Here is a 22,741-nt window from a genome sequence, read left to right as displayed (position 1 = left end):
CGCCGGTCGGATCGGGGCGGGTGGTGCCGGGTCGGGTGGCGTCGGTCGCGTGTGCCGGGGCGGGCGGCGTCGGCTCGCGGCACCGGGGGCCGAGCGGTCCGACTCGTTCCCCCTCCGTCCTGACCGGTACGACAACCCCCAGGCAGGTGCTCCGCCGACGGGACCGGGCCCCGGTTCCCGGTCCCGCCGGCGGGACATCGCCCCAGGCCCACGCCGACCACGGGCGGGGCCGCTACCCGGAGGAGCCGCGTGAAGATCGACTCGATTCGCAGCCACGTCGTCCAGGCCCCCTACCGACGCCCGTTCGCCATCAGCAGCGGGACCAGCCCCGAACTCGTCAGCCTCGTCGTCGAGGTGCGCACCGACGACGGTGCCACCGGCTACGGCGAGGCCTCTCCCATGACCGCCTACACGGGCGAGACCCTGGAGGGGCTGCGCGCGGCCCTCACCGGCCACGTCGCCCCCGCCCTCGTCGGCCGCGACCCGCGGGACCTCGCCGGGGCGCACGCCGCCATGGACGCGGCGATCCGCGGCCAGTACCTCGCCAAGGCCGCCCTCGACCTGGCCCTGCACGACCTGGCGGGCCGCGTCTCCGGGTGGCCCGTGCACCTGCTCCTCGGCGGGCTGGTGCGACGGGAGGTCCCCACCGCCTGGGTCGTCGGCCTCGGCGGCCCGGAGGAGATGGCGAAGGAGGCCGCCGACCACGCCGCGCGCGGCTTCACCCACCTCAAGGTCAAGGGCGGCGAGGACCCCGACCGGGACGTCGAGCTGGTGCGCACCGTGCGCGCGGCCGTCCCCGGCGACGTCGAGCTCTCCCTCGACGCCAACGAGGGGTACGACCCGTCCACCGCCGCCCGTACCGTGGCGCGGCTCGCGGAGGCGGGGCTCGACCTGGTCGAGCAGCCGCTGCCCCGCTGGGACCTCACCGGCATGGCGGCCCTGCGCGGCCGGGGCATGCCGCGCGTGATGGCGGACGAGTCCGTGCAGTCCCCGCACGACGCGGTCGAGATCGTGCGCCGGGGCGCCGCCGACGTCCTCAACATCAAGATCCTGAAGGTGGGCGGGCTCCACCGCGCCCGCCAGGTCGCGGCCATCGCGGAGGCCGCCGGGCTCGCCGTGAAGATCGGCACCATGCCGGAGCTCGGCGTCGCCACCCTCGCCGCCGCGCACCTCGCCGCCGCGCTGCCGCACGCGACGGTCCCGGCCGACCTCGTGGGTCCGCTCCTGGTCGCGGCGGAGCCGCTCGCCCCGGCCGCCTTCGCCACCACGGCGGACACCGGGCGCGTCACCGTGCCGACCGTGCCCGGACTCGGCCACGGCCTGACGGAACTGCCCGGGCGGGGGTGAGGGGGCTGCCCGGGCGGGGGTGACGGGCGTACCGGGCGGGAGTGTCGCCGGTCGCCGGTCGCCGGTCGCCGGTCGCCGGTCGCCGGTCGCCCGTCGCCGGTCGCCCGTCGGGTGCCGGCCGCGGTGCCGCTTGCCGGCAGGGCGCCGCGTGCCGGCGGGGGCGTCACGTGTCTGCCTGCCGGCCGGCCCGCCGCCGGATCCGTGTGCGGGCCGGTCGCCCCGTAGCCGCGTGCCGCCCGCACTGCCCGGCCTCACCCCCCGCCCCGTCCGGGCCCACCTCACCCCCGCCCGGGCCCACCCCGCCCTGTCCGGACCCGTCCCCGCGCGGACCCGTCCCGGTCCGCCTCGTCAAGGCCCTCCGGCCGGGTCCGGGGTGGGCTCGGGCACGGTGGGCCCGATGGCCGGAAGGGCGGGGGCCCTCTTCCAGCAGCGGAGAGCCGACCGGACGTCCGTCGCGACCGATGCGTGTCGGCCAGTGGCGTGATCTGGTCCGTTGGCTCGCTTCTGGCCGAGCGGCCGGCGCCCGATCGCGGCCAATGGCCCAGTCCTCCGGTCGTGTGTTGAGCCAACGCCCCACCGGATGGTTTCCTTGTGCCATCCACGTATCAGCGGCGCCGCGCAGCGCCGGACGGCAACGACGCCGGCCCCGGACCGCGGCGCCTTCGTCGTGCCTCCGGACGCCCACCACCCCCGGGCGCCTCCGGGCCGGCGAGAGCAAGACAGGGGGGCGGTACCACCGTCGTGAAGAGGATCTTCGTGGCCCCGGACCCGGGGCACCTCAGGCTGAGGAACGCGACCCGCGCCGTGGTCGGCGTCGGTCTCGCCGTCACGGCCGCCGAACTGGCCGGACTGTCCCTGACCGCGTCCATCACCGGCGGCCTCGCCGCGCTGCTCGCGCTCTTCACCGTCATCGACGGCACCGTCCGCGCCCAGCGGATCACGACCGTCCTGCTCCCGGCCGCCGGGTTCCCCGCGCTCGCCCTCGCCACCGCCCTGCACGACCTGTCCCCGTACCGGGACGCGGCCTTCCTCGCCGTCGTCTTCTGCGGCGTGTACGCCCGGCGCTGGGGCCCCCGCGGCCACGCGCTCGGGATCTTCGCGTTCATGCAGTACTTCGTGGTGCAGTTCCTGCACGCGGCTCCGGCCCAGCTGCCCGAGTTGTACCTCGCCGTCGGCATCGCGCTGGCCGTCGCCGCCGCCGTGCGGTTCGCGCTGTGGCCCATCGAACGGCGCATCCCGCCCGTCGCCGCGCCGGCGCCGCTGCCCGGCCGGGGCCTCGCCCGGCCGACCACCCGGCAGGCGGTGCAGGCGACCGTGGCGTGCGGCCTCGCCCTGGCGGTGGGCCAGGTCCTCTCGGAGGAGCGCTGGTACTGGGCCGTCGGCACCGCTTGGTGGATCTTCGTGAACACCGCGTCGCGCGGTGAGACCCTGGTCCGCGGCTTCCGCCGGGTCCTCGGCACCGTCCTCGGCATCGTGGCGGGCCTGGCCGTGGCGCTGCCGCTGGACGGCGCGCCCGCGCCGACGGCGGCGCTGGTCGCCGTGTGCGTCTTCGGCATCTTCTACACGGCGCCCGTGTCGTACAGCTGGATGATGCTGGCCGTCACGGTCATGGCGGGTCTCCTCTACGGGCTGCTCGGCGTGCTCACCCCGCACCTGCTCGTGCTGCGGCTCGCCGAGACGGCCGTCGGCGCGCTCTTCGCCGCCCTGGCCGTCACCCTGGTGCTGCCGGTCACCACCCACGACACCAACGAGGCCTGGATCCAGCGGGCCCTGCACGCCGTGCGCCGGTGCACCGCAGAGGCGGCCGAGCGGCTGGCGGGTTCGGCGACCGCCGACCCGGCTCCGCACGCCGCCGAGCTGGAGGCGCTGCTGGCCCGCGTACGGATGTCACTGTCGCCGCTGGTACACCCCCTGAGCCCGTTCCGCGGGCGCCGGGCCCGGGCGCGGCAGGTCCTCGCGCTGCTCGACGACTGCGCCCGCGAGGTGCGCGGCCTGGCCTCGGTGGCCGCCGATCCGGACGCCGGGCACGACGCCCGGCTCGCCGCGGCGTGCTGGCGGGTCGAGGCGGCCGTGGAGGCCCTGCTCACCCGGGAACGCGCCCGGGACGCCGCAGACCGCCACGCCGATGCCGCCTCGGATCCCGCCGCCGACCGGCACGCCGCACCGGTTCGGGTGGCCGACGTGGTGGAGGTACCCGTACCCGCGACGGGTGACGGGCCGGGCGCCTCCCACGCCGTACCGGCACTGGCGCACCTGCACGGCCTGGAGCGGCTGCTCGCCGAGCTCGACGCGCCGCTGCGCACCGCGCCCCGCTCGCCGTTGGTCGGTTCCTGACCCGCTACCCGCGTTGGTCTGGACCAGAGCTGCTAGCGTCGCCCCGTAACCCAGTCACGGCCAGGGGAAGGGGCGACGCGGTGGAGCGGCACGGGGATCGCGGTACGGGGACGGCGGGGGCGACACGGGACGACGGCGCGGCCGGGGGAGGCCCGGGCGGCGCACGACGGGCGTTCGTCGGCTCCTTCACCTCCGCGGGCGGCCACGGCGTCACCGCGGCCCGCCTCGACCCCGGCACCGGCGCCCTGACCCCGACGGGCTCCGCGGCGGAGGTCGCCGACCCGTCGTTCCTCGCCCTCGGCCCCGGTGGCGCCGTGCTGTACGCGGTCTCCGAGACCGACGAGGGGGCCGTCGCGGCCTTCGACGTCGCCGGTCGGGCGCCCCGGCTCCTCGGCGTCCCCCGACCCGTGGGCGGCGCGGGGCCGACCCACCTCGCGTACGCCGCCGGCCACCTGCTGACCGCGCACTACGGCTCCGGGGGCGTCAGCGCACTGCCCGTGGGCGCCGACGGCACACCGGGCCCGGTCGCCGGGTTCGTCCGCCACCGGGGCCACGGCCCCGACCCGGACCGGCAGGCGGCCCCGCACGCCCACCAGGTGGTGCCCGCGCCCGACGGCCGCCACCTGCTCACCGTGGACCTCGGCACCGACTCCGTGCGCGTCTGCGCCCTGGACCCGGCCACGGGCGGGCTCACCGTGCGCGGCGAGACGGCGCTGCGGCCCGGCAGCGGCCCGCGCCACCTGGCCTTCCATCCCTCCGGCGGGTACGTGTACGTCCTGTCGGAACTGGCGCCCACGCTCACCGTGTGCCGCTGGGACGGCTCCACCGCGGCCCTGGCGCCGCTGGACGAGGTGTGTCTGCGGCCGCCCGACACGCCGGGCGCCGGCTATCCGTCCGCCCTCGCCGTCAGCCCCGACGGGCGCTGCGTGTGGGCCGCCGTACGGGGCGACGACACGCTCGCCGTCCTGGAGCTCGACGGCGACGGCGAGCGGGCCCGGCCGGTCGCCACGGTCCCCAGCGGCGGCCACTGGCCCCGCGACCTGGTGTACGACCCGCTGGGGAGGCGGCTGTACGTCGCGCACGAGCGCTCCGGCGACGTCACCTGGTACGACGTCGACCCGCACACCGGCGTGCCGTCCCGCGCGGGCGCCGTGCCCGTGCCGGCCGCCTCCTGCGTCGTCCTCGCCTGACCCCACCCGATCGCCTGACCGCGTCCCGCACGATCCCGTCCGTGGCCTTCCGGACGGTCCCGTCCGGGGCGAGCGCAGCGGCCCGGGCCGGCGGGGACAAGGGCTCCGGCGCGGGGCACGGGCACCCGCGCACCCGTGCGCAGCGGCGGACGGGCTCGGGGGCCGTTGCCGGGTCGTGCGACAGACGGCGAGTGATCGCGGGTGGGGCGTCCCGAGCCGGGATCGACTCGACCGCACCGGGGGAGTCGGCCCTTCCGGGGCGGAGGACTCAGCCCGCTCGGGCGGCGGCGAGGTGGGCTTCCACGGCGACGACACCGTCGACGCCCTGGCAGAGGCCGACGACCACCGGGGCGAGACGCCGTTCCGGGACGTGTCCCCGCAGAGTGACGACCCCGTCCCGGACCTCGACCGCGACGGCGCCCTCGTCCAGATCGAGGAGGCGCCCCAGGACGTCCTGCTCGACCTCGCCGCGGATCTCGACGTCGGAGCGGATGAAGGCGTCGAGAAGGTCACTGCGGGTCACGATGCCGGTGAGGAGCCCGTCGTCGCCGACCACCGGCAACTGCTTGACGTGCCGACTGCGGAGTTCCCGCGCGGCCCGGGGGATCGTCCAGTCGGCGCGGGCGGTGAAGACGGGGCTGCTCATGAGCGCGCCCGCGGTCCGGGCCCGGGCCTTGCCCCAGGAGCGCTGCTCGTCGCCGTCCTGACCCTGCGGATCGGGCAGGCCGGTCTCGTGCCGCAGCACGTCGGACGCGGACACGACGCCGATGGGAGCGCCGTCGTCGTCGACGACGGGGGCCGCGACGATGTCGTTCGCGTCCAGCAGGGCGGCGACCTCCTGGAGCGGTGTGTCGGGGCGGAAGGTGACGACCTCCTCGGTCATCACGTCACCGACCGTGCGGCGGTACAGCATGGCATCGGCCTCCTCCGCTTCGCGACGCGGGCGGCCGCGGTGACCGCCCGGGCGGACCGCGCCGTGGCACGACCGGCCCCCGTGTCCGCCGGCTCGTCCACGCCCTCTTCCCTCCCCATGAGAGCACCGTGCCGCCCCGACGACCAGCGAGGGCCGTGCTGTCGTCGTCCGCAGGCACCCTCGGGGCCCCGCTGCCACCCCCGCACCCGCTGTTCCCCGTGCGCACGCGGTTGCCCGTGCGCACGCGCCGCCCGTGGCCGCCGGCCCGTGTCAGCACGCCGACCCACACTTGCCCTGGCCCCCAAGGGACGTTCGGCGACATGCCGGGACCATCGTGCGCCACCCGCCACCCGCCACCACCGGTGGGCACCCTCCCCCGGTGGCGAAGGTCCCGTCCGCCCCCACGCGGGGCCGTCCCGCGCGCGGGGGCCCCGCCCGCGCCCGGGAGAGTCCGGCCGGAGGTGCGAAGGGCTCCCGTGTGACGCCCCGCTCGCTCCCGGAGCCCCCGTCCCACAGCCGCGGACGCCCTGCCCAAGCCAAGCGCGGGGCCGGCCCCCTCGCGAAAGGGCGCGCTCCGGCGCGGTGGCCCCGCGCTCAAGCGCGGAGGGCCCGCACCGCTGGTCGCGGTGCGGGCCCTCGCCGCACGGGTCCCTCCCTCGTCCCGGGCCGCTGCCCGGGACGAGGTCAGCGGACGGACGTGCCGGCCTGCTGCGGCGCGATGCCGAGCAGCGTCATGTACTGCGACAGCACCAGCTTGCCGACGGCCGGGTACGCGCCCAGCGGCTCGGCGACCGGGCAGTCCGCCGCGCCGGCCGCCGCCTCCAGCAGCCCGGCCCCCAGCTCGGGGCCCACCAGGTACGGCGCCAGGGCGAGCTGCGCCGAGCCGGAGCCCCGCAGCTGCGCGGCGACCGCCGCCACCGAGCCCTCCTCGTCCAGCGCCGCCGCCATCACCGGCACCGCGAGCCGGGCCGCGAGCAGCATGCCGGTGATCCCGGCCGCCTGGACCGCCTCGGCCCCGCCCGTCGTCGCCAGCACGATGCCGTCCGCGGCCGTTGCGACCGTGAAGAGCCGCGCCCGGTCCGCACGGGCCAGGCCCGCCTCGGAGAGGCGCACGTGCAGCGCCTCGGCCAGCAGCGGGTGCGGCCCGAGCACGTCCGTCAGCTCGGCGGGGGCGCCGCTGTCGACGACCGCCTGCCGTATGCGTACCGTCAGGGCTTCGTCCGGGCCGACCATCAGCGGCACGACGACCGCGGCCGGCCCGGCGGGCTCGTCGACCTCGCGGCCGGCCGCCCTGGCCAGCTCGTACCGCTCCACGCGGAGCGCCGCGGCCTCGTTCAGGACGCCCGTCAGCGAGAGGTACTCGGTGTCGTCCCCGTCCAGGAAACCGATCGCGGCCTGCAGGCCGGGCAGCTCGGAACGGGCGATGCTCACCAGCTCTTCCGCCAGCGCGCGCACGGCGGCGGAAGGCTCGCCGGGAACGGCGAGGACGAGTGCGGGCGCGCCCTCGGGGGCCGCCAGGGGTTCGGGGCGACGGTGCCGCCCGGACTGACGGGGGCGTGGCATTCGTACAGGCAGGCCAGCGGGCCCAGTGGGGGAGCTCATGGCGCCGCATGCTACTGGTTTTGTCCGCCCCGCTGTTCGGGGAGGGGGCGTTCCCGCGCCCTATGGGGAGATCTGTCCGAAAAGCCGGTCACTCGCCGTATGTGTCCAGGAGTCCCGGCTCGCGGGGGAGCGGCACCACCCCCTCGGCGAGCCAGCCGGCGAGGGCGAGGGCGCCGGAGAGCGGGTCGCCCGCCGCCGGCACGGTGCGGGTGCCGGGCAGGTGCCGCCCCAGCTCCGCCCGCAGGGGGACGAGCAGGGGGTCGCCCAGGTGGCACAGACCGCCCGTCAGGGCCACGACGCCACCACCCTCCCGCGGGTGGACGGCGGCCGCCGCCTCCGCGACGTGCCGCGCGGCGAGCGCCATGACGCCCGCGGCGACCGGGTCCCCGGTCTCGGCCGCGCACCGCGCGACGTGCGGCGCGAACGACGCCAGTACGGCGGCCCGGTCCGGGCGCGGGTACAGGGCGCCCGGCAGCCCGGCCACGGGCCCGAAGACGGTCTCGGCGCGGGCCAGCAGGGCGGCCGAGCCGCCGCGCCGCCCGTCGTGGGCGCGCAGGGCCGCCTCCAGGCCTGCCCGGCCGATCCAGGCGCCGCTGCCGCAGTCGCCCAGGAGGTGGCCCCAGCCGTCGGCGCGGCGCCAGCGCACCAGGTCCGTGCCGAGTGCGACGAGCCCGGTGCCCGCCGCGACGACCGTTCCGGGCCGGGGCCCGAGCGCGCCCGCGTAGGCCGTGACGGCGTCGGAGGCCAGCGCCAGGCGCCCGACGCCGAGGGTCTCGCGCAGGGCGCCGGGCAGTTCGGCGCGCAGCCGGTCGCCGAGCCCCGCCGTGCCCGCGGCGCCGACCGCGACCGCCACCGGCCCGCGGGCCGCGGCCCGTCCCTCCTCGGAAGCGCCCGTCGCGCCCGCGTCCGCCGCGCCGGCCTCGGCGAGGAGCCGCCGGGCGGTCGGTACCAGCCGCTCCAGCAGTCGGCCCGCGTCGATGCCGCCGGGCCCGGTGGGCAGCGGCTCGCCGATCTCGTGGATGGCGACCGTCAGCACCCGGCAGCCCGGCGCCACCGCCCCGCCGTCCCGCCTGTCTCCGTGCTCGCTCCCGCCGTCCCGCCTGCCCCCGCCTCCGTGCCCGCCCCCGGCGGCGCCGCCCGCGTCGCCGTCCCGGACGGAGCCGAGGGCGATCCGCAGCCCCGATCCGCCCGAGTCGACGCCCAGCACCCACCGGCGGGGACGGGTCACGGCAGGCGCCAGTCGACCGCCTGGGCCCCCTGACGCAGCAGCAGTTCGTTCACCCGGCTGAAGGGGCGCGAGCCGAAGAAACCGCGGTCCGCCGACATGGGGGAGGGGTGCGCCGACTCGATCGCCGGGAGGTCGCCCAGGAGCGGCCGGAGGTTGCGCGCGTCACGGCCCCACAGGACCGACACGAGCGGCTTGCCGCGTGCGACGAGCGCCTTGATGGCCTGCTCGGTGACCTCCTCCCACCCCTTGCCGCGGTGGGCGGCGGGCTTGCGCGGAGCCGTCGTCAGCGCCCTGTTGAGCAGCAGGACTCCCTGCCTCGTCCACGGCGTCAGGTCGCCGTTGGAGGGCCGCTGCACCCCGAGGTCGTGGTGGAGCTCCCGGAAGATGTTCTCCAGACTGCCCGGCAGCGGCCGGACGTCCGGGGCCACCGAGAAGCTCAGGCCCACCGCGTGCCCCGGTGTGGGGTACGGGTCCTGGCCGACGATCAGGACTCTCACCTCGTCGAACGGCTGCTGGAAAGCGCGCAGGACGTGCGGTCCGGCCGGTAGGTACGTGCGTCCCGCGGCGATCTCGGCGCGGAGGAAGTCCCCCATCGCCGCGACGCGTTCGGCCACCGGCGCGAGGGCTTCGGCCCAGCCCGGTTCGACGATCTCTCTCAACGGTCGTGCTGCCACGGCCGTCACTCTACTGGCGCAGCGCGACGCCTCCGTCACCCGACGACGGCCGCGCGCACGCACAGCACGTCGGGGAGGTGGGAGGCCAGCAGCCGCCAGCTGTCGCCGTCGTCGGCGCTCGCGTACAGCTCGCCGTTGCGGTTGCCGAAGTACACGCCCGCCGGGTCGGACCCGTCCACGCACATCGCGTCCCGCAGCACCGTCCCGTGGTGGTCGCCCTGCGGCAGGCCCCGCGACAGGGCCTCCCAGCTGCCGCCGGCGTCCCGCGTGCGGTAGACGCGGCAGCGGTGGCCGGCCGGTACGCGGTCGACGTCCGCGGTGATCGGGAAGACGTACGCGGTGTCGGCGTGCCGGGGGTGGGCCACCGCGGCGAACCCGAAGTCGGAGGGGAGCCCCTCACCGATGTCCGTCCACGAGGCGCCCGAGTCGTCGCTGCGGTAGACGCCCCAGTGGTTCTGGAGGTACAGCCGGTCGGGGTCGCCCGCGTCCTGCGCGATCTTGTGCACGCACTGGCCGAACGCAGGGTGCGGGTCCGGCAGGAACACCGCCGACACCCCGGTGTTCGACGGGGACCACGAGCCGCCGCCGTCCACCGTGCGGAACACCCCGGCGGCCGACACCGCGACCGTCACGGCGTCCGGGTCGCGCGGGTCGGTGACGACCGTGTGCACGGCCTCCCCGCCGCCACCGGGCTGCCACCGCGACCGCGTCGGGTGCTCCCACAGCGGCCGTACCAGCTCGAACGTCTCGCCCTCGTCCTCCGACCGGAACAGCGCGGCCGGCTCCGTCCCCGCGTACACCACGCCGGGCGCCGCGGGCCCGCCCGGGTGCAGCTGCCAGACCCGCTCCAGCGACGCCCCCGTGTCCTGCGGGAAGCGCACCGGGGGCCGCGCCGGCTCCGTCCAGGTGGCGCCGAGGTCGTCGGAGTGGAAGACGGACGGACCCCAGTGGGCGCTGTCCGCGCCCACCAGGAGCCGGGGGGTCGACCGTCGCAGGTCGATGCCGATCGCGTAGACGGCCTGGGCCGGGAAGACGGGCCCCTCGAACTCCCAGGTGCCGCCCCGGCGGCGCGCGGTGAACAGCCCCTTGCGGGTACCCACGGTCAGCAGTACGTCGGTCATGGCCGACACCTCCAGGACGCCGTTGTCGCGGATACCGGCCAGTCTGCACCCGCCCGCCGACAACGGCCGCCGGAACGGCTGCGGCGCAGGTCGGCGCCGCCCGGTCACCGCTGTGCCGCGCGGCCGGGGCCGCACGCGCGGTGTGTCCCGCGGGGCGGGGGCGCACCCCCGGGTCCGCCGCCCGGTCAGCGGTGCGCGTCCGCGGCGGCGAGCAGCCCCGGCCAGTCCGGGATCTTCACGGGACCCCGGCCCAGGGCGCGGCCCAGCGCCGCCTCGGCCTCCTCGATGGACAGCCAGCCCGGCCACTCGACGGGCCGCAGCCCCCACGCCCGCAGCGCGCCCACCGGGTCGTCGGCCACCGCCCGCCGCGCCAGCAGCGGGGCGTCGGCCAGCAGTGACGCGGCCGTCTCCTTGGCGCACGGCCGGTTCGTCCCGATCACGCCGCTCGGCCCGCGCTTGATCCACCCGGCCACGTACTCGCCCGCCGACGGCACCCCGTCCCGCAGCACCCGCCCCGCCGCGTGCGGGACCGTGCCGCGCGCCGGATCGAACGGCAACCCGTCCGGCGGTGCGCCCCGGTACCCGACCGCCCGGAGCACCAGCCGCGCCGGGACGTCCTCGTACGCCCCCGTGCCCCGCACGCCGCCCGCCCCGTCCGGCACCGTGCGCTCGAAGCGGACCGCGGCGACCCGGCCGGCCTCGCCGAGGATCTCCACCGGGCGCAGGAAGAACCGCAGCCGCACGGAGCGGACCGCGCCGGGCCGGCCCGTCGGCGCCGCCGCCCACGCGCGGACGACCTCGACGTTGCGCCGGTTCACCGCCGGCAGCCCGGACGGGTCGGCGTACGCCGGGTCGAGCGCCAGGTCCGCGGGCTCCACGTCGACCCGCGCCGAGGGCAGCGCCCCCAGCTCCCGCAGCTCCTTCGTGGTGAACCGCGCCTGCGACGGCCCGCGCCGCCCCACCACGTGCACCTCGCGCACCCCGCTCCCCGCCAGTGCCTCCAGCACGCCCCGTGGCACGTCGGTGGGGCGCAGCTCGTCCGGACCCCGCGCGAGGATCCGCGCCACGTCGACGGCGACGTTGCCCACGCCGATCACCACCGCCGAGGGCCCGTCCAGCGGGAAGTCGAAAGCCGCGGCGTCCGGATGGGCGCTGTACCAGGAGACGAAGTCGGTGGCCGAGCAGCTGCCCGCGAGGTCCTCGCCCGGGATGCCGAGCCGCCGGTCCCGCGCCGCGCCCACGCAGTACACGACGGCGTGGTACAGCTCCAGCAGCCGCGCCGGGGCGACGCCTCCCGGCCCGACCGGGACGTTGCCGAGGAAACCGATCCGCTCGTGCTCCAGCACCGCGCGCAGGCTGCCCTGGAGGGACTTGATCTTCTCGTGGTCGGGGGCGACGCCGTAGCGCACCAGCCCGTACGGGCAGGGCAACCGGTCCAGCACGTGCACCCGCACACCCGGCACCGACGTCTGGTCGACCAGCGACTGGGCGGTGTACACCCCGCTGGGTCCCGAACCGATCACGGCGACACGCAGCACTCCCGGCTCCTTCCCGCCGGCCCCCACCGGAGACCTCCAGCATCCCACCGGGGGGCGTCGTCGGCCCGGAGCGTCATCGGGGTGGTCCCCCGACGTCCCGGCCGGTCGCGCGCCCTACGGCCGGCCGCCGGCCGGTGGCCGGCCGAGTTCCCAGTCCAGGTCGTACCGCTGGAACAGCTCCGCGCGCAACCGTGCGAGCGGCATCGGGGCGCCCGGCAGCAGGACGGCGAAGACCGCGCCCATCAGCAGCGCCCGCAGCAGCGGGTAGTCGGCGTCCACGTCACGGGAGCCGTACCGCCGCACGGTGTCCCGCAGCAGGGCCGCGAGGCGCTGCTGCTCCGGGCACCGCACGAACCCCTCCGCCTGGAGGATCCCCGCCATGTGCGTGCGCATCAGCAGCGGCTGCTCCACCGCGAGGCCGAGGACGGCGTCGATGGCCCGGGCGAGCCGCTCACGGCCGTCCTCGGTGGCCGGTTCACGCTCCAGGGCCGCCGCGAGGGTGCGGTGCATCAGCCGGTGCACCGCCGACTGGAGCAGCTGGCGCTTGCCGGGGAAGTAGTACGACACGAGGCCGCGCGCCGAACCGGCCCGGTCGGCGATGTCCGCGAGCGTCGTCGCCTCGTACCCGCGTTCGGCCACGAGTTCGACCGTCGCCTGGAGGAGCCGCTCCCGGGAGCGCCGCCTGAGCTCTTCGTTGACCGATGCGCTCCGCGGGGACATGCTTAACTCCTGCGTTGACTGGCTCCCAGCCAATATACTCAGAGCGTCCTCGCCGACACGCAGCGCGTCGTCGAGCGAGGGGTGTGTCATGCGGACCGGGCGACGCGGGGGATCGCCCGGTCCGTCGTGGCGCCCCGCCCCGACCCGCGTCCGGGTTGCGGACGCCGTGTCCGTCCGGGACGCCCGGGGACATCCGGGCTCCGTGGGCATCCGCGGTCGTCCCCGGAGGGCCGGAGCGCGAGCGCGCGCGAAGGCGCCGGCGGGTGCCCGCACGAGGCGGGCAGGCGCTCGTCAGGGCGCGTCCAGCCGTCCGAGGACCGGGCCGCGCCGTTCGTACCAACCCACCGCCACGGCCGCCAGGCAGCAGCCCAGGAGCCAGCCGCCGAGCACGTCCGAGAACCAGTGCACGCCCAGGTACACCCGGGTCAGGCCGACGCCGACGGTCGACACCGCCCCGGCCACCACCACCGCCCGCACCGTGACGGCGCCGGCCGCCCGGGCCGCCACCCACCACAGCAGCCCCCACACCACGGCCGCCGTCAAGGCGTGCCCGGACGGGAACGCCGCGAACTCCGCCGAGTCCACCGGGTCCGGCCACCGTGGCCGCTCCCGGTCCACCAGCGCCTTCAGCCCCTGCTGCACCAGCGCGGCCGCACCGCACACCAGCAGCAGCCACCGGGCGACCCCCCGCTCACCGCGCCGCCACAGCGCGGCCACCACCGCGAAGAGCAGGAGCCGCAGCGTCCACGGGTCCCACACCCAGTCCGTCAGGACGCGCGCCAGCCGTACGGTCAGCGGGCTGCGCACCGCGTCGGCGTGCAGTCCCTCGGCGACCGCCCGGTCGGCGGCCATCAGCGGCTCCCAGGCGACCGCCACCAGGACCAGCGCCACCACTGCGGCCACCCCGGACCCCGCCGCGACGGCGTGGAGCAGCGGTGGACGGACGGTCGGCGGGGTGTTCGTGGGGGGACGCATGGGACGATCCTGCCCGGGGAACCGCCGGGCAGACGTGCCCCGCCCCGATCAGGTGAGCGCGCTCAGCCCCGGCGCCAGCGCCACCAGCAGGGGCGCCGCGGGCACCAGCGCGGCCGCCGCCGTCAGCCGCAGCCGCCGCCCGGGGGTGAGCCGCGGCGCGGCGGTCAGCAGCCGGTTCACCCGCTGCGGCACGTGCGTGTGGTGGGGCGTCGGACAGGGACCGAAGACGCCCCGGTCCTCGTTGAGCCCGACCAGGGCCAGCGCGATCGTCAGCCGGCCGAACCGCTTCGACGCCGAGTCGTCGGCGGCCAGCTCCACCAGCCGGTGCATCTCCGCCCGGAACGCCGCGAACACCGGGACGCGCGGGAACCCCTCGGCCAGCGCGGCGGCGCAGTGCAGCAGCCAGTCGTGGCGCGCGCGGGCGTGCCCCTGCTCGTGGGCGAGCACCGCGTCCAGCTGGCGGCCCTTCAGCCGCCGCAACGCCGCCGTCGTGATCAGTAGTTGGGGGCGCGCGCCCGGCAGCCACCAGGCGCCCGGCCGGTCGCCCTCCAGCAGGACCAGCGGCCCCGTGCCCGTCTCCTCGCCGGGCAGCAGCGGCGCCCGCACGAGGAGTTCCGCGCGCTGCCGCCGCCGGCGCGTCCACGCGCCGCGCACCTCGCGGGTCAGCATGGCCCCGGTCCACAGCCCGCCGCACGCCAGCAGCACCGCGAGTGGGCCCGCCCAGGGGCCGAGCGTTCCCAGTGCGTACGCCTCCACCACCGCCGCCGGCGCCGGGGCGAACACCTGGCCCCGCACCGCCTGCCACGCGGCGGCCGCGCTGAACGTCATCGACAACGCGAAGCTCAGCAGCACCGCCGCCACCGCGCACTGCCACACCCACAGCGCCACGATCGGTTCCCGCTCGGGCCAGTCGGCCCGCGCGAGCAGGCGTGGGGCCACGACGGCGACCAGGACACCGAGCGCGAGCAACGCGAGGGAGACCCACATGCCGTCAGCCTATGAGCGGGACGGTGCTCATCGGGTCCGCGCGGACGGTGAAGTGACGCACACCACGGTTTCGAGCACCGCTCGACGCGCCCCGGACACGCGCTGTCCGGCCCGCCGCGCGGGGCACGTCGGCGCGGCTCGATGGGCGCCGCGACCCCTCGCTGCGCGGTCGGCCGACGTCGGGGCCCGGCCGGGCCCGGCCCCGCCGGGGCGTGACGGACACGGTCCGGGACGATGCCCGTCGCCGGCGGGGCGTACGCGGGCGCGGGGGCGTACGCGGGGGCGCGTTAGGCTCGGCGGGCGAACCGCGCACCGAGGGGAGACCGCTCACCATGGACACCGCCGCACCGCTCCAGGACGCACCGGAGACCTTCCGCGACGCCGTCGAGGCGGACGTCCCCGCGCTCGTCGCGCTCGTCGAGTCCGCCTACCGTGGCGACGCCAGCCGCGCCGGCTGGACCACGGAGGCCGACATCCTGGACGGACAGCGCACCGACCCCGAGGGCGTGCGCCAGGTCATCACGGCACCCGGGTCGCGGCTCGTGCTCACCGAGCGCGGCGGCGAGCTCGTCGCCTGCTGCCAGCTCGAACACCGCGGGGACACCGCGTACTTCGGCATGTTCGCCGTCCGGCCCGGCCTCCAGGGCGGCGGGCTCGGCCGGCGCGTCCTCGGCGAGGCCGAGCGGCTGGCCCGCGAGGAGTGGGGAGCGCGCGAGATGCACATGACGGTGATCTCGGTGCGCGAGGAGCTCATCGCCTGGTACGAGCGGCGCGGCTACCGCCGTACGGGCCGGACGACCCCGTTCCCGTACGGCGACGAGCGCTTCGGCGTGCCGCGCCGGCCCGACCTCCGCTTCGAGCTGCTGGTCAAAGAGCTGGGCTGACCCCGGCCCCGCCACTGCCCCCGGCTCCGGCCCCGTCCGCCGATCCGGTGGTCGTGGCGCCGGCGGCGGGCTCGGCGCGGAAGTCCAGCCGCCCGTCCGCGACGTCCACGGCGACCCGGCCGCCGGCCGAAAGCCGCCCGTCGAGCAGCAGCCGCGACAGCTCGTTGTCCACCTCGCGCTGGATCGTGCGGCGCAGCGGCCGGGCGCCGTACTCCGGCTCGTAGCCCCGCCGGGCCAGCCAGTCGACCGCCTCCGGGGCGAAGTCGACCGTCACGTGCTGGGCCCGCAGCCGGCGGCGGGTCTCCTCCAGCAGCAGGTCCGTGATCTGCCGCAGCTGCCCCTCCGCGAGGCGGCGGAAGACGACGATCTCGTCGATGCGGTTGAGGAACTCGGGGCGGAAGTGCTCGCGCAGCGGCCGCAGCACCCGGTCGCGGTCCACGCCGCCGTCGGACGACGCGTCCGTGCCGAACCCGAGGACGCCGCGGCCGGAGCCGATCGCCTCCGAGCCGAGGTTGCTCGTCATGACGATGACGGTGTTCTTGAAGTCGACCGTCCGGCCCTGCGCGTCGGTCAGCCGGCCGTCGTCGAGCACCTGGAGCAGGATGTTGAAGACGTCGGGGTGGGCCTTCTCCACCTCGTCGAGGAGGAGCAGGGAGTACGGGTGGCGGCGCACCGCCTCGGTGAGCTGCCCGGCCTCCTCGTGGCCGACGTACCCGGGCGGGGCGCCCACCAGCCGGCTGACGGTGTGCCGTTCCTGGAACTCGCTCATGTCCAGCCGCACCATGCGCTCCTCGCTGCCGAACAGGGCGTCCGCGAGGGCGCGGGCCAGTTCGGTCTTGCCGACGCCGGTCGGCCCGAGGAAGAGGAAGCTGCCGATCGGCCGGCGCGGATCGGCCAGGCCGGCCCGGGAGCGCAGGACGGCCTCGGAGACCGCGGTCACCGCCTCGTCCTGGCCGATGACCCGCTCCCGCAGGTGCTCCGCCAGGCCGAGCAGCCGGTCCTTCTCCTCCTGGGTGAGGCGGCTGACCGGGATGCCCGTCTGGCGGCTGACGACCTGCGCGACGTCCTCGGCGGTGACCTCCAGCACGCGGTCGTCGCGCATGACCGGCGCGTCGCGGCCCGCCTTGACGCGGGCCTGGAGCTCCTGGAGGCGGTCGCGCAGCTCGGTCGCCCGCTCGTACTGCTCGGCGGCGACGGCCTGGTCCTTGTCCCGGGTCAGCCGCTCGACCTCCCGCTCCAGGGCGCGCACGTCGGTGTCCTGGTTGCGCGAGCGCAGCCGCACGCGGGCGCCCGCCTGGTCGATCAGGTCGATCGCCTTGTCGGGCAGGAAGCGCTCGGTGAGGTAGCGGTCCGACAGCTCCACCGCGGCGTCGAGGGCGTCGTCGGTGTAGCGGACCTGGTGGTGCGCCTCGTACCGGTCGCGCAGCCCGCGCAGGATCTCCAGCGCGTCCTGCGGGCTCGGCTCGGGGACCAGGATGGGCTGGAAGCGCCGGGCGAGCGCCGCGTCCTTCTCGACGTACCGGCGGTACTCCTCCAGCGTGGTCGCGCCGATGACGTGCAGCTCGCCGCGGGCCAGCGCGGGCTTGAGGATGTTGCCGGCGTCCATGGAGCCGCCCTCGCCGCCCCCGCCCCCGCCGCCGGCCCCGACGGCGGTGTGCAGTTCGTCGATGAAGAGGACGAGTTCGCCGGAGTGCGTCCGGACCTCCTCGATGATCGCCGTCATGCGCTCCTCGAAGTCGCCGCGGTAGCGGGTGCCGGCGACGACGCTCGTCATGTCGAGGGCGACGACGCGGCGGCCGCGCAGCGAGTCGGGGACGTCGTCGTCGGCGATGCGCTGGGCGAGCCCCTCGACGACGGCGGTCTTGCCGACGCCCGCGTCACCGATGAGGACGGGGTTGTTCTTACCGCGCCGGGAGAGCACCTCGACGGTCTGCTCGATCTCCTCCTCGCGGCCGATGACCGGGTCGATGCGGCCGGCCCGGGCGATGTCGGTGAGGTCGCGCCCGTACTTGTCGAGGGTCGGCGTCCCCCGCTGCGGAGCGGGGCGCTGGTCGGCGGCGGTGTTCTCCCACCCGCCGGAAGGGCCACCGGACGGCGAGGGGGAGCGCGACGGCGGGCCCGGGACCGACCCCGGGTCGAAGCGGGCGGCCCGCAGGATGCGGCCGGCGGCCGAGTCGGGGTTGGCCGCCAGCGCCGCGAGCACGTGCTCGGGCCCTATGTAGGAGGCGCCGATGTGCCGCGCCAGGTCGTGGGCGTCCAGCAGGGCGCGCTTGACGGCGGGCGTGACGGCGATCCGCGACTGCGGCGGTCCCTCCCCGGCGGTGCGGTCGATCTCCGCGGCGAGCTCGTCCGGATCGGCGCCGGCCCGGACGACCAGGTCGCGCGTCGGCTCGGTCTCCAGCGCGGCCCGCAGCAGGTGCTCCGTCTCCAGGTCCGCGCTGCCGTGCTCGGCCGCGTACGACGCCGCGTCGTCCACCATGCGGCGGGCCGGTTCGCTCATCATCCGGGCGATGTCGATGTACCGGGGGCCGCGGCGCGTCGCCGAGGAGGCGGGGGTGCCTCCGAACAGGCGGCCGAGGAACTCGCTGAACGGGTCCGGGCCGAAGCCCTCGGGTCCGAGGAAACCGTTGCTCATGTGACCGCCCCTGTCGCGTCCGTCCGTGTGCGTCCCTGTCCTCTCGGGAGCTGCCGGGACCGGCAGAATCCAGCACGCGGGTTCCCCGGGGCATGCCGGTTACACCTGGGGCGCAAGTGGCCCGGGCGCCTGACGGGGGCGTGCCCGGCGTCGGGCACCACGACGTGGCGTGCCCGGCGCCGGGACACCACGACGGGGCGGTGGCGGGGCGATGGCGGGGAGGTCAGGCGAGGAAGCGGCCCGTGCGCCGGATCTCCGGATAGTCCGTCGTCACGCCGTCCAGCTCCAGCGCGCGGGCCAGCCGGAGGTGCTGCGGGGTGTTGACCACCCAGCCGATGAGCCGCAGGCCGGCGGAGCGGGCCAGGTCCGCCGTCTCCAGGGTGAGGCGGCGGATGTCCAGCGCGAGCGCGCCCGCGCCGGCCGCACGGGCGCGCTTGGCGATGTCCGGCCCCCACTCCTCGGCGACGAGCACCGTCCGCGCGCCCGGCACCAGGCGGCCCACCTCCGCGACGGCGTCGTCGTGGAACGACGACACCTCGACGCGGGCCGCCAGGTCGCGGCGGAGCATCAGCTCGGCCAGGACGCGGGCGGCGGCCACGTCCTTGATCTCCGCCTGGATCGGCGAGCGCACCGCGTCCAGCACCTCGTCGAGGACCGGGACGCGCTCGCCCCGTCCGGCGTCGAGGCCGCGCAGCTCGGCGAGCGTCAGGTCGGCGACCGGCCCGGTCCCGTCCGTGGTGCGGTCCACCTCCGCGTCGTGCATGACGACCAGCGCGCCGTCCTTGCTCAGGTGCAGGTCCAGTTCGATGGCGTCCATGCCCGCCCGCTCCGCGCGGACGAAGGACCTCAGGGTGTTCTCGGGCTCGACGCCCATCACTCCGCGATGACCGATGGTGAGGAAACTCAAGGTTCTCTCGCTTCCGTCGACGGCGGATCCCACGCGGATCGGCTGCCCGCGCGGCCCGTTCGCAGCGTAACCGCCCGGCTGCGCAGCGGAACCCACCCTGCGTGGAACCGTCCGGTCCGCCCCGGGTCCGGCCGCAGCCCTCCGGTCGCGACCGAACCGTGTGCACCGGCCGTCCTGGACGGGAAAATTGGCGGCCCGGAGGGGGGTCGGGCAGGATAATTTACGCCAGGGCCCCTTGTGGGGGGTAAGCGCGGATGTATACGGTGCCTTGACGCGAGGTTCTCCTGTGGAGGAAGTGAAATGACGGAAATTCTTGTCCAGGGCGTAGCCGGTGGAGCGCCGGCCACCGACATGAGGGTGGTCGACCACCCCGCGTGGGCCGGGCTCAAGAATGCCGTGGAGGAGATCCGCGTCCTGCAGTCCGCGGACGGCTCCATCGACTTCGACGCCGAGGACGCCCCGGCCCGCGCGGACGCCGACACCGCGCTCGACCGGATCGTCGCGGCCGTCGAGGAACTGTCCCCGCTGCTCCCGCACGGCGCCGACTACCACCGCGCCCTCGTCGCCGACCTGCGCAAGTGGGCCGCCGGCGGCTACGGCGTGCCGGACTTCCTCGACTCCCTGCTGGCGTTCCAGCCCGCCGCCGAGCGCGTCGACGGCCGGCAGCACCTCGTGGTGTTCCCGATGTACACGCAGAACGGCAACCCGGACCGCAACCTGGAAGCCGTCGTCCTGCGGATGGTCTGGCCGGAGTGGCTCGCCGAGCTGGAGGCCACCCGCTACGACAACCCCCTCTTCTGCGGCATCACCTTCGAGGACTTCACCGCCGGCTACGACACCAACTCCGCCGTCCTCTTCCCCGAGACCGTCGCCGTGCGCGAGGCCCCGGAGCGGTTCACGTGGGGCGGCATCTTCTGCGACCGCGAGGCGGCCCGCTTCCGCCGCGTCACCGAGGCCGCCGTCGACGTCCTGGGCGTGGAGCTGCCCGAGGACATCCGGCGGATGCTCGGCGACCAGGCGCGCTGCGAGCAGGCGTTCGTCCTGTGGGACATGGTCCACGACCGCGCCCACAGCCACGGCGACCTGCCCTTCGACCCGTTCATGATCAAGCAGCGCCAGCCGTTCTGGATGTACGGCCTGGAGGAGCTGCGGTGCGACCTCACCGCCTTCAAGGAGGCCGTGCGCCTGGAGTCCGAGGGCAACCCCCACGGCCGCGACGTCCAGTACGCCGTGCTCTTCGACCGGATGTTCCGCTTCCCGGTCACGGGCGACCGCGTGCGCAACTACGACGGCCTCGGCGGCCAGCTGCTCTTCGCGTACCTGCACAAGAACGACGTGATCCGCTGGACCGACAACACCCTCCACATCGACTGGCGGCGCGCCCCCGAGGTCACCAACCGGCTCTGCGGGGAGATCGAGCAGCTGTACCGCGACGGCATCGACCGGCCCAAGCTGGTCCACTGGTTCGCCGCGTACGACTTCGTCTCCACCTACCTCGCCCCGCACCCCGGCTCCCGCTGGGCCAAGGGCCCGGACGCGCTGGACGTGACCCAGCCGCCGCGCCGCCTCGTCGACGACGTGCTGCCGGACGAGTTCCCGCTCAGCATGTTCTACGAGGCCCTCGCCAAGAAGCTGAAGTCCGTGATCGCCTCCACCAAGGGCATCACCGCCGCCGACGTCGAGGGGACCGCCGCGTGAGCGCGGACGGCACGCAGGGCAGGACCGGGACGACCGGAACGCAGACGCAGGAGGCAGGGACCATGACCACTGACGGGAACGGCACGGCGCTCGACGGAGCGGTCGTCGCGGTGGCGGGGGCGGCCGGCCCGGCCGGCCGCGCCGCCGTACTGCGGCTGGCCGCCGCCGGCGCGACCGTCGTCGCCGCTGACGCCGACGCCGGCCGCCTCGCGGAGGCCGTCGACGCGGCCCGGTCCGCGCACGGCGACGCCGCCGTCGCCGGGGAGACCGTCGACCTGCTCGACCCGGCGGCCACCCGCGCGTGGGCGGCGCGCACCGAGGAGGAGTTCGGCCGGATCGACGGGCTCGTCCACCTCGTCGGCGGATGGCGCGGCGGCAAGACGTTCGCCGACACCGACCTCGCGGACTGGGACGTGCTGGACAAGCTCCTCGTCCGCACCGTGCAGCACACCTCGCTCGCCTTCCACGAGGCGCTCGGGCGCAGCGACCGCGGCCGGTTCGTCCTCGTCAGCCAGTCCGGCGCGAGCAACCCCACCGAGGGCAACGCCGCGTACGCCGCCGCCAAGGCCGCCGCCGAGGCGTGGACCCTCGCGCTCGGCGACGCCTTCCGCAAGGCGGGGGGCGAGGACGGCCCGACGGCCGCGGCTACGATCCTGGTGATCAAGGCACTGGTGCACGACGCCATGCGCGCCGAGCGCCCCAACGCGAAGTTCGCGGGCTTCACCGACGTCACGGACCTGGCCGATGCCATCGCCGGCGTCTGGGACCGGCCCGCCCAGGATGTGAATGGACAGCGCCTGTGGCTGACCCCCAAGCCGTGACCCCGGCCCTCCCGACCCGTACCGACGCGCGCCGCCACCACGACCCGTCCGTGCGCGGCTTCGCGAGCGACAACTACGCCGGGGCCCACCCGGAGGTCCTCGCCGCGATAGCCCTGGCCAACGGCGGCCACCAGGTCTCCTACGGCGAGGACGAGTACACCGACCACCTCCAGCGGGTGATCCACAGCCACTTCGGGCCCACGGCCGAGGCGTTCCCGGTGTTCAACGGCACCGGCGCCAACGTCACCGCCCTCCAGGCCCTCACCGACCGGTGGGGCGCGGTGGTCTGCGCCGAGAGCGCCCACATCAACGTGGACGAGGGCGGCGCGCCCGAGCGGATGGCCGGGCTCAAGCTGCTCACCGTGCCGACGCCGGACGGCAAGCTCACCCCCGAGCTGATCGACCGGCAGGCGTTCGGCTGGGACGACGAGCACCGCGCCATGCCGCAGGTGGTGTCCCTCGCGCAGAACAGCGAGCTGGGCACCGTCTACACGCCCGACGAGATCCGGGCGATCGTCGAGCACGCCCACGGGCTGGGCATGAAGGTGCACGTCGACGGCGCGCGGCTGGCCAACGCGGCCGCTTCGCTGAACATGCCGATGCGCGCGTTCACCAACGCGGTCGGCGTCGACGTGGTGTCTCTCGGCGGCACCAAGAACGGCATGCTCTTCGGCGAGGCCGTCGTCGTCCTCGACCCCGAGGCCGGCCGGTACATGAAGCACCTGCGCAAGATGTCCATGCAGCTGGCGTCGAAGATGCGCTTCCTGTCGGTCCAGTTCGAGGCGCTCCTGGCCAAGGACCTGTGGCTGCGCAACGCCCGGCACGCCAACGCCATGGCGCAGCGGCTCGCGGAGGGCGTCCGCGCGGTCGACGGCGTGGAGATCCTCTACCCCGTCCAGGCCAACGCCGTCTTCGCGCGGCTGCCGCAGGAGGCGACGCTGCGCCTGCAGAAGCGCTTCCGGTTCTACTTCTGGAACGAGGCGGCCGGCGACGTGCGCTGGATGTGCTCCTTCGACACGACCGAGGACGACGTGGACGCGTTCGTCCTCGCGCTGAAGGAGGAGATGGCCCGCTAGCGCGTGTCTCTTTGATGGGTTGATCAGTTGATCGGATGTGTGTGTCCGATTAGTGATCACTGATGCCATGTGGGACCGGATCGAGCCGCTG

Annotated in this window: 18 protein-coding genes; 7 read left to right on the top strand and 11 right to left on the bottom strand. The window is 76.0% G+C overall.

Annotated features, from left to right (window positions below; genetic code table 11):
* The first annotated feature begins 249 nt into the window (after positions 1-249).
* The 3 genes from ACF053_RS26300 (at position 250) to ACF053_RS26290 (ending at position 4,871) form a co-directional block, all read left to right on the top strand.
* Entirely contained in the window at positions 250-1,347 is a 1,098-nt protein-coding gene (locus ACF053_RS26300; protein WP_391956256.1) for a mandelate racemase/muconate lactonizing enzyme family protein, read from the top strand.
* Positions 1,348-2,088: 741 nt separating this feature from the next.
* On the top strand, positions 2,089-3,681 hold the full coding sequence (locus tag ACF053_RS26295) for an FUSC family protein (protein WP_391956255.1): 1,593 nt from the start codon (positions 2,089-2,091) through the stop codon (positions 3,679-3,681).
* An 80-nt stretch (positions 3,682-3,761) separates the two neighbouring features.
* A complete protein-coding gene (locus ACF053_RS26290; protein WP_391956254.1) occupies positions 3,762-4,871 on the top strand; it encodes a lactonase family protein in 1,110 nt (369 codons plus the stop codon).
* Positions 4,872-5,139: 268 nt separating this feature from the next.
* Here the strand turns inward: ACF053_RS26290 and ACF053_RS26285 are convergent, their stop codons facing one another.
* The 9 genes from ACF053_RS26285 to ACF053_RS26245 form a co-directional block, all read right to left on the bottom strand.
* Positions 5,140-5,784 (bottom strand): CBS domain-containing protein, encoded by a 645-nt coding sequence (locus ACF053_RS26285; protein WP_391956253.1) that lies wholly within the window; start codon positions 5,782-5,784, stop codon positions 5,140-5,142.
* A 684-nt stretch (positions 5,785-6,468) separates the two neighbouring features.
* On the bottom strand, positions 6,469-7,386 hold the full coding sequence (locus ACF053_RS26280) for a sirohydrochlorin chelatase (RefSeq protein WP_391956252.1): 918 nt from the start codon (positions 7,384-7,386) through the stop codon (positions 6,469-6,471).
* 88 nt (positions 7,387-7,474) lie between these two features.
* A complete protein-coding gene (locus ACF053_RS26275) occupies positions 7,475-8,614 on the bottom strand; it encodes an N-acetylglucosamine kinase (RefSeq protein WP_391956251.1) in 1,140 nt (379 codons plus the stop codon).
* Entirely contained in the window at positions 8,611-9,288 is a 678-nt protein-coding gene (locus tag ACF053_RS26270; RefSeq protein ID WP_391956250.1) for a uracil-DNA glycosylase, read from the bottom strand. The genes ACF053_RS26275 and ACF053_RS26270 overlap by 4 nt, the downstream gene beginning before the upstream one ends.
* A gap of 35 nt (positions 9,289-9,323) precedes the next feature.
* A complete protein-coding gene (locus ACF053_RS26265) occupies positions 9,324-10,409 on the bottom strand; it encodes a WD40/YVTN/BNR-like repeat-containing protein (protein ID WP_391956249.1) in 1,086 nt (361 codons plus the stop codon).
* 185 nt (positions 10,410-10,594) lie between these two features.
* Positions 10,595-11,947: an FAD-dependent oxidoreductase gene (locus ACF053_RS26260; RefSeq protein WP_391956248.1), complete on the bottom strand. Its 1,353-nt coding sequence runs from the start codon at positions 11,945-11,947 to the stop codon at positions 10,595-10,597.
* Positions 11,948-12,061: 114 nt separating this feature from the next.
* Positions 12,062-12,667 carry a TetR/AcrR family transcriptional regulator gene (locus tag ACF053_RS26255; RefSeq protein ID WP_391956247.1) on the bottom strand — a complete coding sequence of 202 codons (606 nt, stop codon included), beginning with the start codon at positions 12,665-12,667 and terminating at the stop codon, positions 12,062-12,064.
* 291 nt (positions 12,668-12,958) lie between these two features.
* Positions 12,959-13,642, bottom strand: a complete 684-nt coding sequence (locus ACF053_RS26250) for a phosphatase PAP2 family protein (RefSeq protein ID WP_391956246.1) — start codon at positions 13,640-13,642, stop codon at positions 12,959-12,961.
* 48 nt (positions 13,643-13,690) lie between these two features.
* On the bottom strand, positions 13,691-14,629 hold the full coding sequence (locus tag ACF053_RS26245) for a M56 family metallopeptidase (RefSeq protein WP_391956245.1): 939 nt from the start codon (positions 14,627-14,629) through the stop codon (positions 13,691-13,693).
* Between the two features lie 332 nt (positions 14,630-14,961).
* On the opposite strand from ACF053_RS26245, the gene ACF053_RS26240 reads away from it, so the two are divergent.
* The gene (locus ACF053_RS26240; RefSeq protein WP_391956244.1) at positions 14,962-15,513 is read left to right on the top strand and encodes a GNAT family N-acetyltransferase; all 552 of its coding nucleotides are present in this window, start codon (positions 14,962-14,964) and stop codon (positions 15,511-15,513) included.
* Here the strand turns inward: ACF053_RS26240 and ACF053_RS26235 are convergent.
* Positions 15,497-18,148, bottom strand: a complete 2,652-nt coding sequence (locus ACF053_RS26235) for an ATP-dependent Clp protease ATP-binding subunit (RefSeq protein ID WP_391956243.1) — start codon at positions 18,146-18,148, stop codon at positions 15,497-15,499. The two genes, ACF053_RS26240 and ACF053_RS26235, sit on opposite strands and share 17 nt — an antisense overlap.
* Before the next feature lie 223 nt (positions 18,149-18,371).
* On the bottom strand, positions 18,372-19,055 hold the full coding sequence (locus ACF053_RS26230) for a glycerophosphodiester phosphodiesterase (protein ID WP_391956242.1): 684 nt from the start codon (positions 19,053-19,055) through the stop codon (positions 18,372-18,374).
* A 300-nt stretch (positions 19,056-19,355) separates the two neighbouring features.
* Between ACF053_RS26230 and ACF053_RS26225 the strand changes: the two genes are divergently transcribed.
* From ACF053_RS26225 to ACF053_RS26215, 3 genes are all read left to right on the top strand, one after another.
* Positions 19,356-20,753: a DUF6421 family protein gene (locus tag ACF053_RS26225; RefSeq protein WP_391956241.1), complete on the top strand. Its 1,398-nt coding sequence runs from the start codon at positions 19,356-19,358 to the stop codon at positions 20,751-20,753.
* Positions 20,754-20,815: 62 nt separating this feature from the next.
* Positions 20,816-21,574, top strand: a complete 759-nt coding sequence (locus ACF053_RS26220; RefSeq protein ID WP_391956240.1) for an SDR family NAD(P)-dependent oxidoreductase — start codon at positions 20,816-20,818, stop codon at positions 21,572-21,574.
* On the top strand, positions 21,571-22,650 hold the full coding sequence (locus ACF053_RS26215) for a threonine aldolase family protein (protein WP_391956390.1): 1,080 nt from the start codon (positions 21,571-21,573) through the stop codon (positions 22,648-22,650). Before ACF053_RS26220 ends, ACF053_RS26215 begins: the two co-directional genes overlap by 4 nt.
* The last annotated feature ends 91 nt before the right edge of the window (positions 22,651-22,741 follow it).

Origin of the sequence: Streptomyces kanasensis, assembly GCF_043077165.1 — a bacterium.
Taxonomy (GTDB): Bacteria; Actinomycetota; Actinomycetes; order Streptomycetales; family Streptomycetaceae; genus Streptomyces; species Streptomyces changanensis.
This window is presented reverse-complemented; position numbering and strand designations above follow the sequence as displayed.

What these genes read in the sequence shown, in the direction of transcription:
- ACF053_RS26225 (WP_391956241.1), top strand. Translation starts at nt 19,356, where the DNA reads ATGACGGAAATTCTTGTCCAGGGCGTAGCCGGTGGAGCGCCGGCCACC.
- ACF053_RS26285 (WP_391956253.1), bottom strand. Translation starts at nt 5,784, where the DNA reads ATGCTGTACCGCCGCACGGTCGGTGACGTGATGACCGAGGAGGTCGTC.
- ACF053_RS26245 (WP_391956245.1), bottom strand. Translation starts at nt 14,629, where the DNA reads ATGTGGGTCTCCCTCGCGTTGCTCGCGCTCGGTGTCCTGGTCGCCGTC.
- ACF053_RS26240 (WP_391956244.1), top strand. Translation starts at nt 14,962, where the DNA reads ATGGACACCGCCGCACCGCTCCAGGACGCACCGGAGACCTTCCGCGAC.
- ACF053_RS26220 (WP_391956240.1), top strand. Translation starts at nt 20,816, where the DNA reads ATGACCACTGACGGGAACGGCACGGCGCTCGACGGAGCGGTCGTCGCG.
- ACF053_RS26280 (WP_391956252.1), bottom strand. Translation starts at nt 7,386, where the DNA reads ATGAGCTCCCCCACTGGGCCCGCTGGCCTGCCTGTACGAATGCCACGC.
- ACF053_RS26255 (WP_391956247.1), bottom strand. Translation starts at nt 12,667, where the DNA reads ATGTCCCCGCGGAGCGCATCGGTCAACGAAGAGCTCAGGCGGCGCTCC.
- ACF053_RS26250 (WP_391956246.1), bottom strand. Translation starts at nt 13,642, where the DNA reads ATGCGTCCCCCCACGAACACCCCGCCGACCGTCCGTCCACCGCTGCTC.
- ACF053_RS26235 (WP_391956243.1), bottom strand. Translation starts at nt 18,148, where the DNA reads ATGAGCAACGGTTTCCTCGGACCCGAGGGCTTCGGCCCGGACCCGTTC.
- ACF053_RS26265 (WP_391956249.1), bottom strand. Translation starts at nt 10,409, where the DNA reads ATGACCGACGTACTGCTGACCGTGGGTACCCGCAAGGGGCTGTTCACC.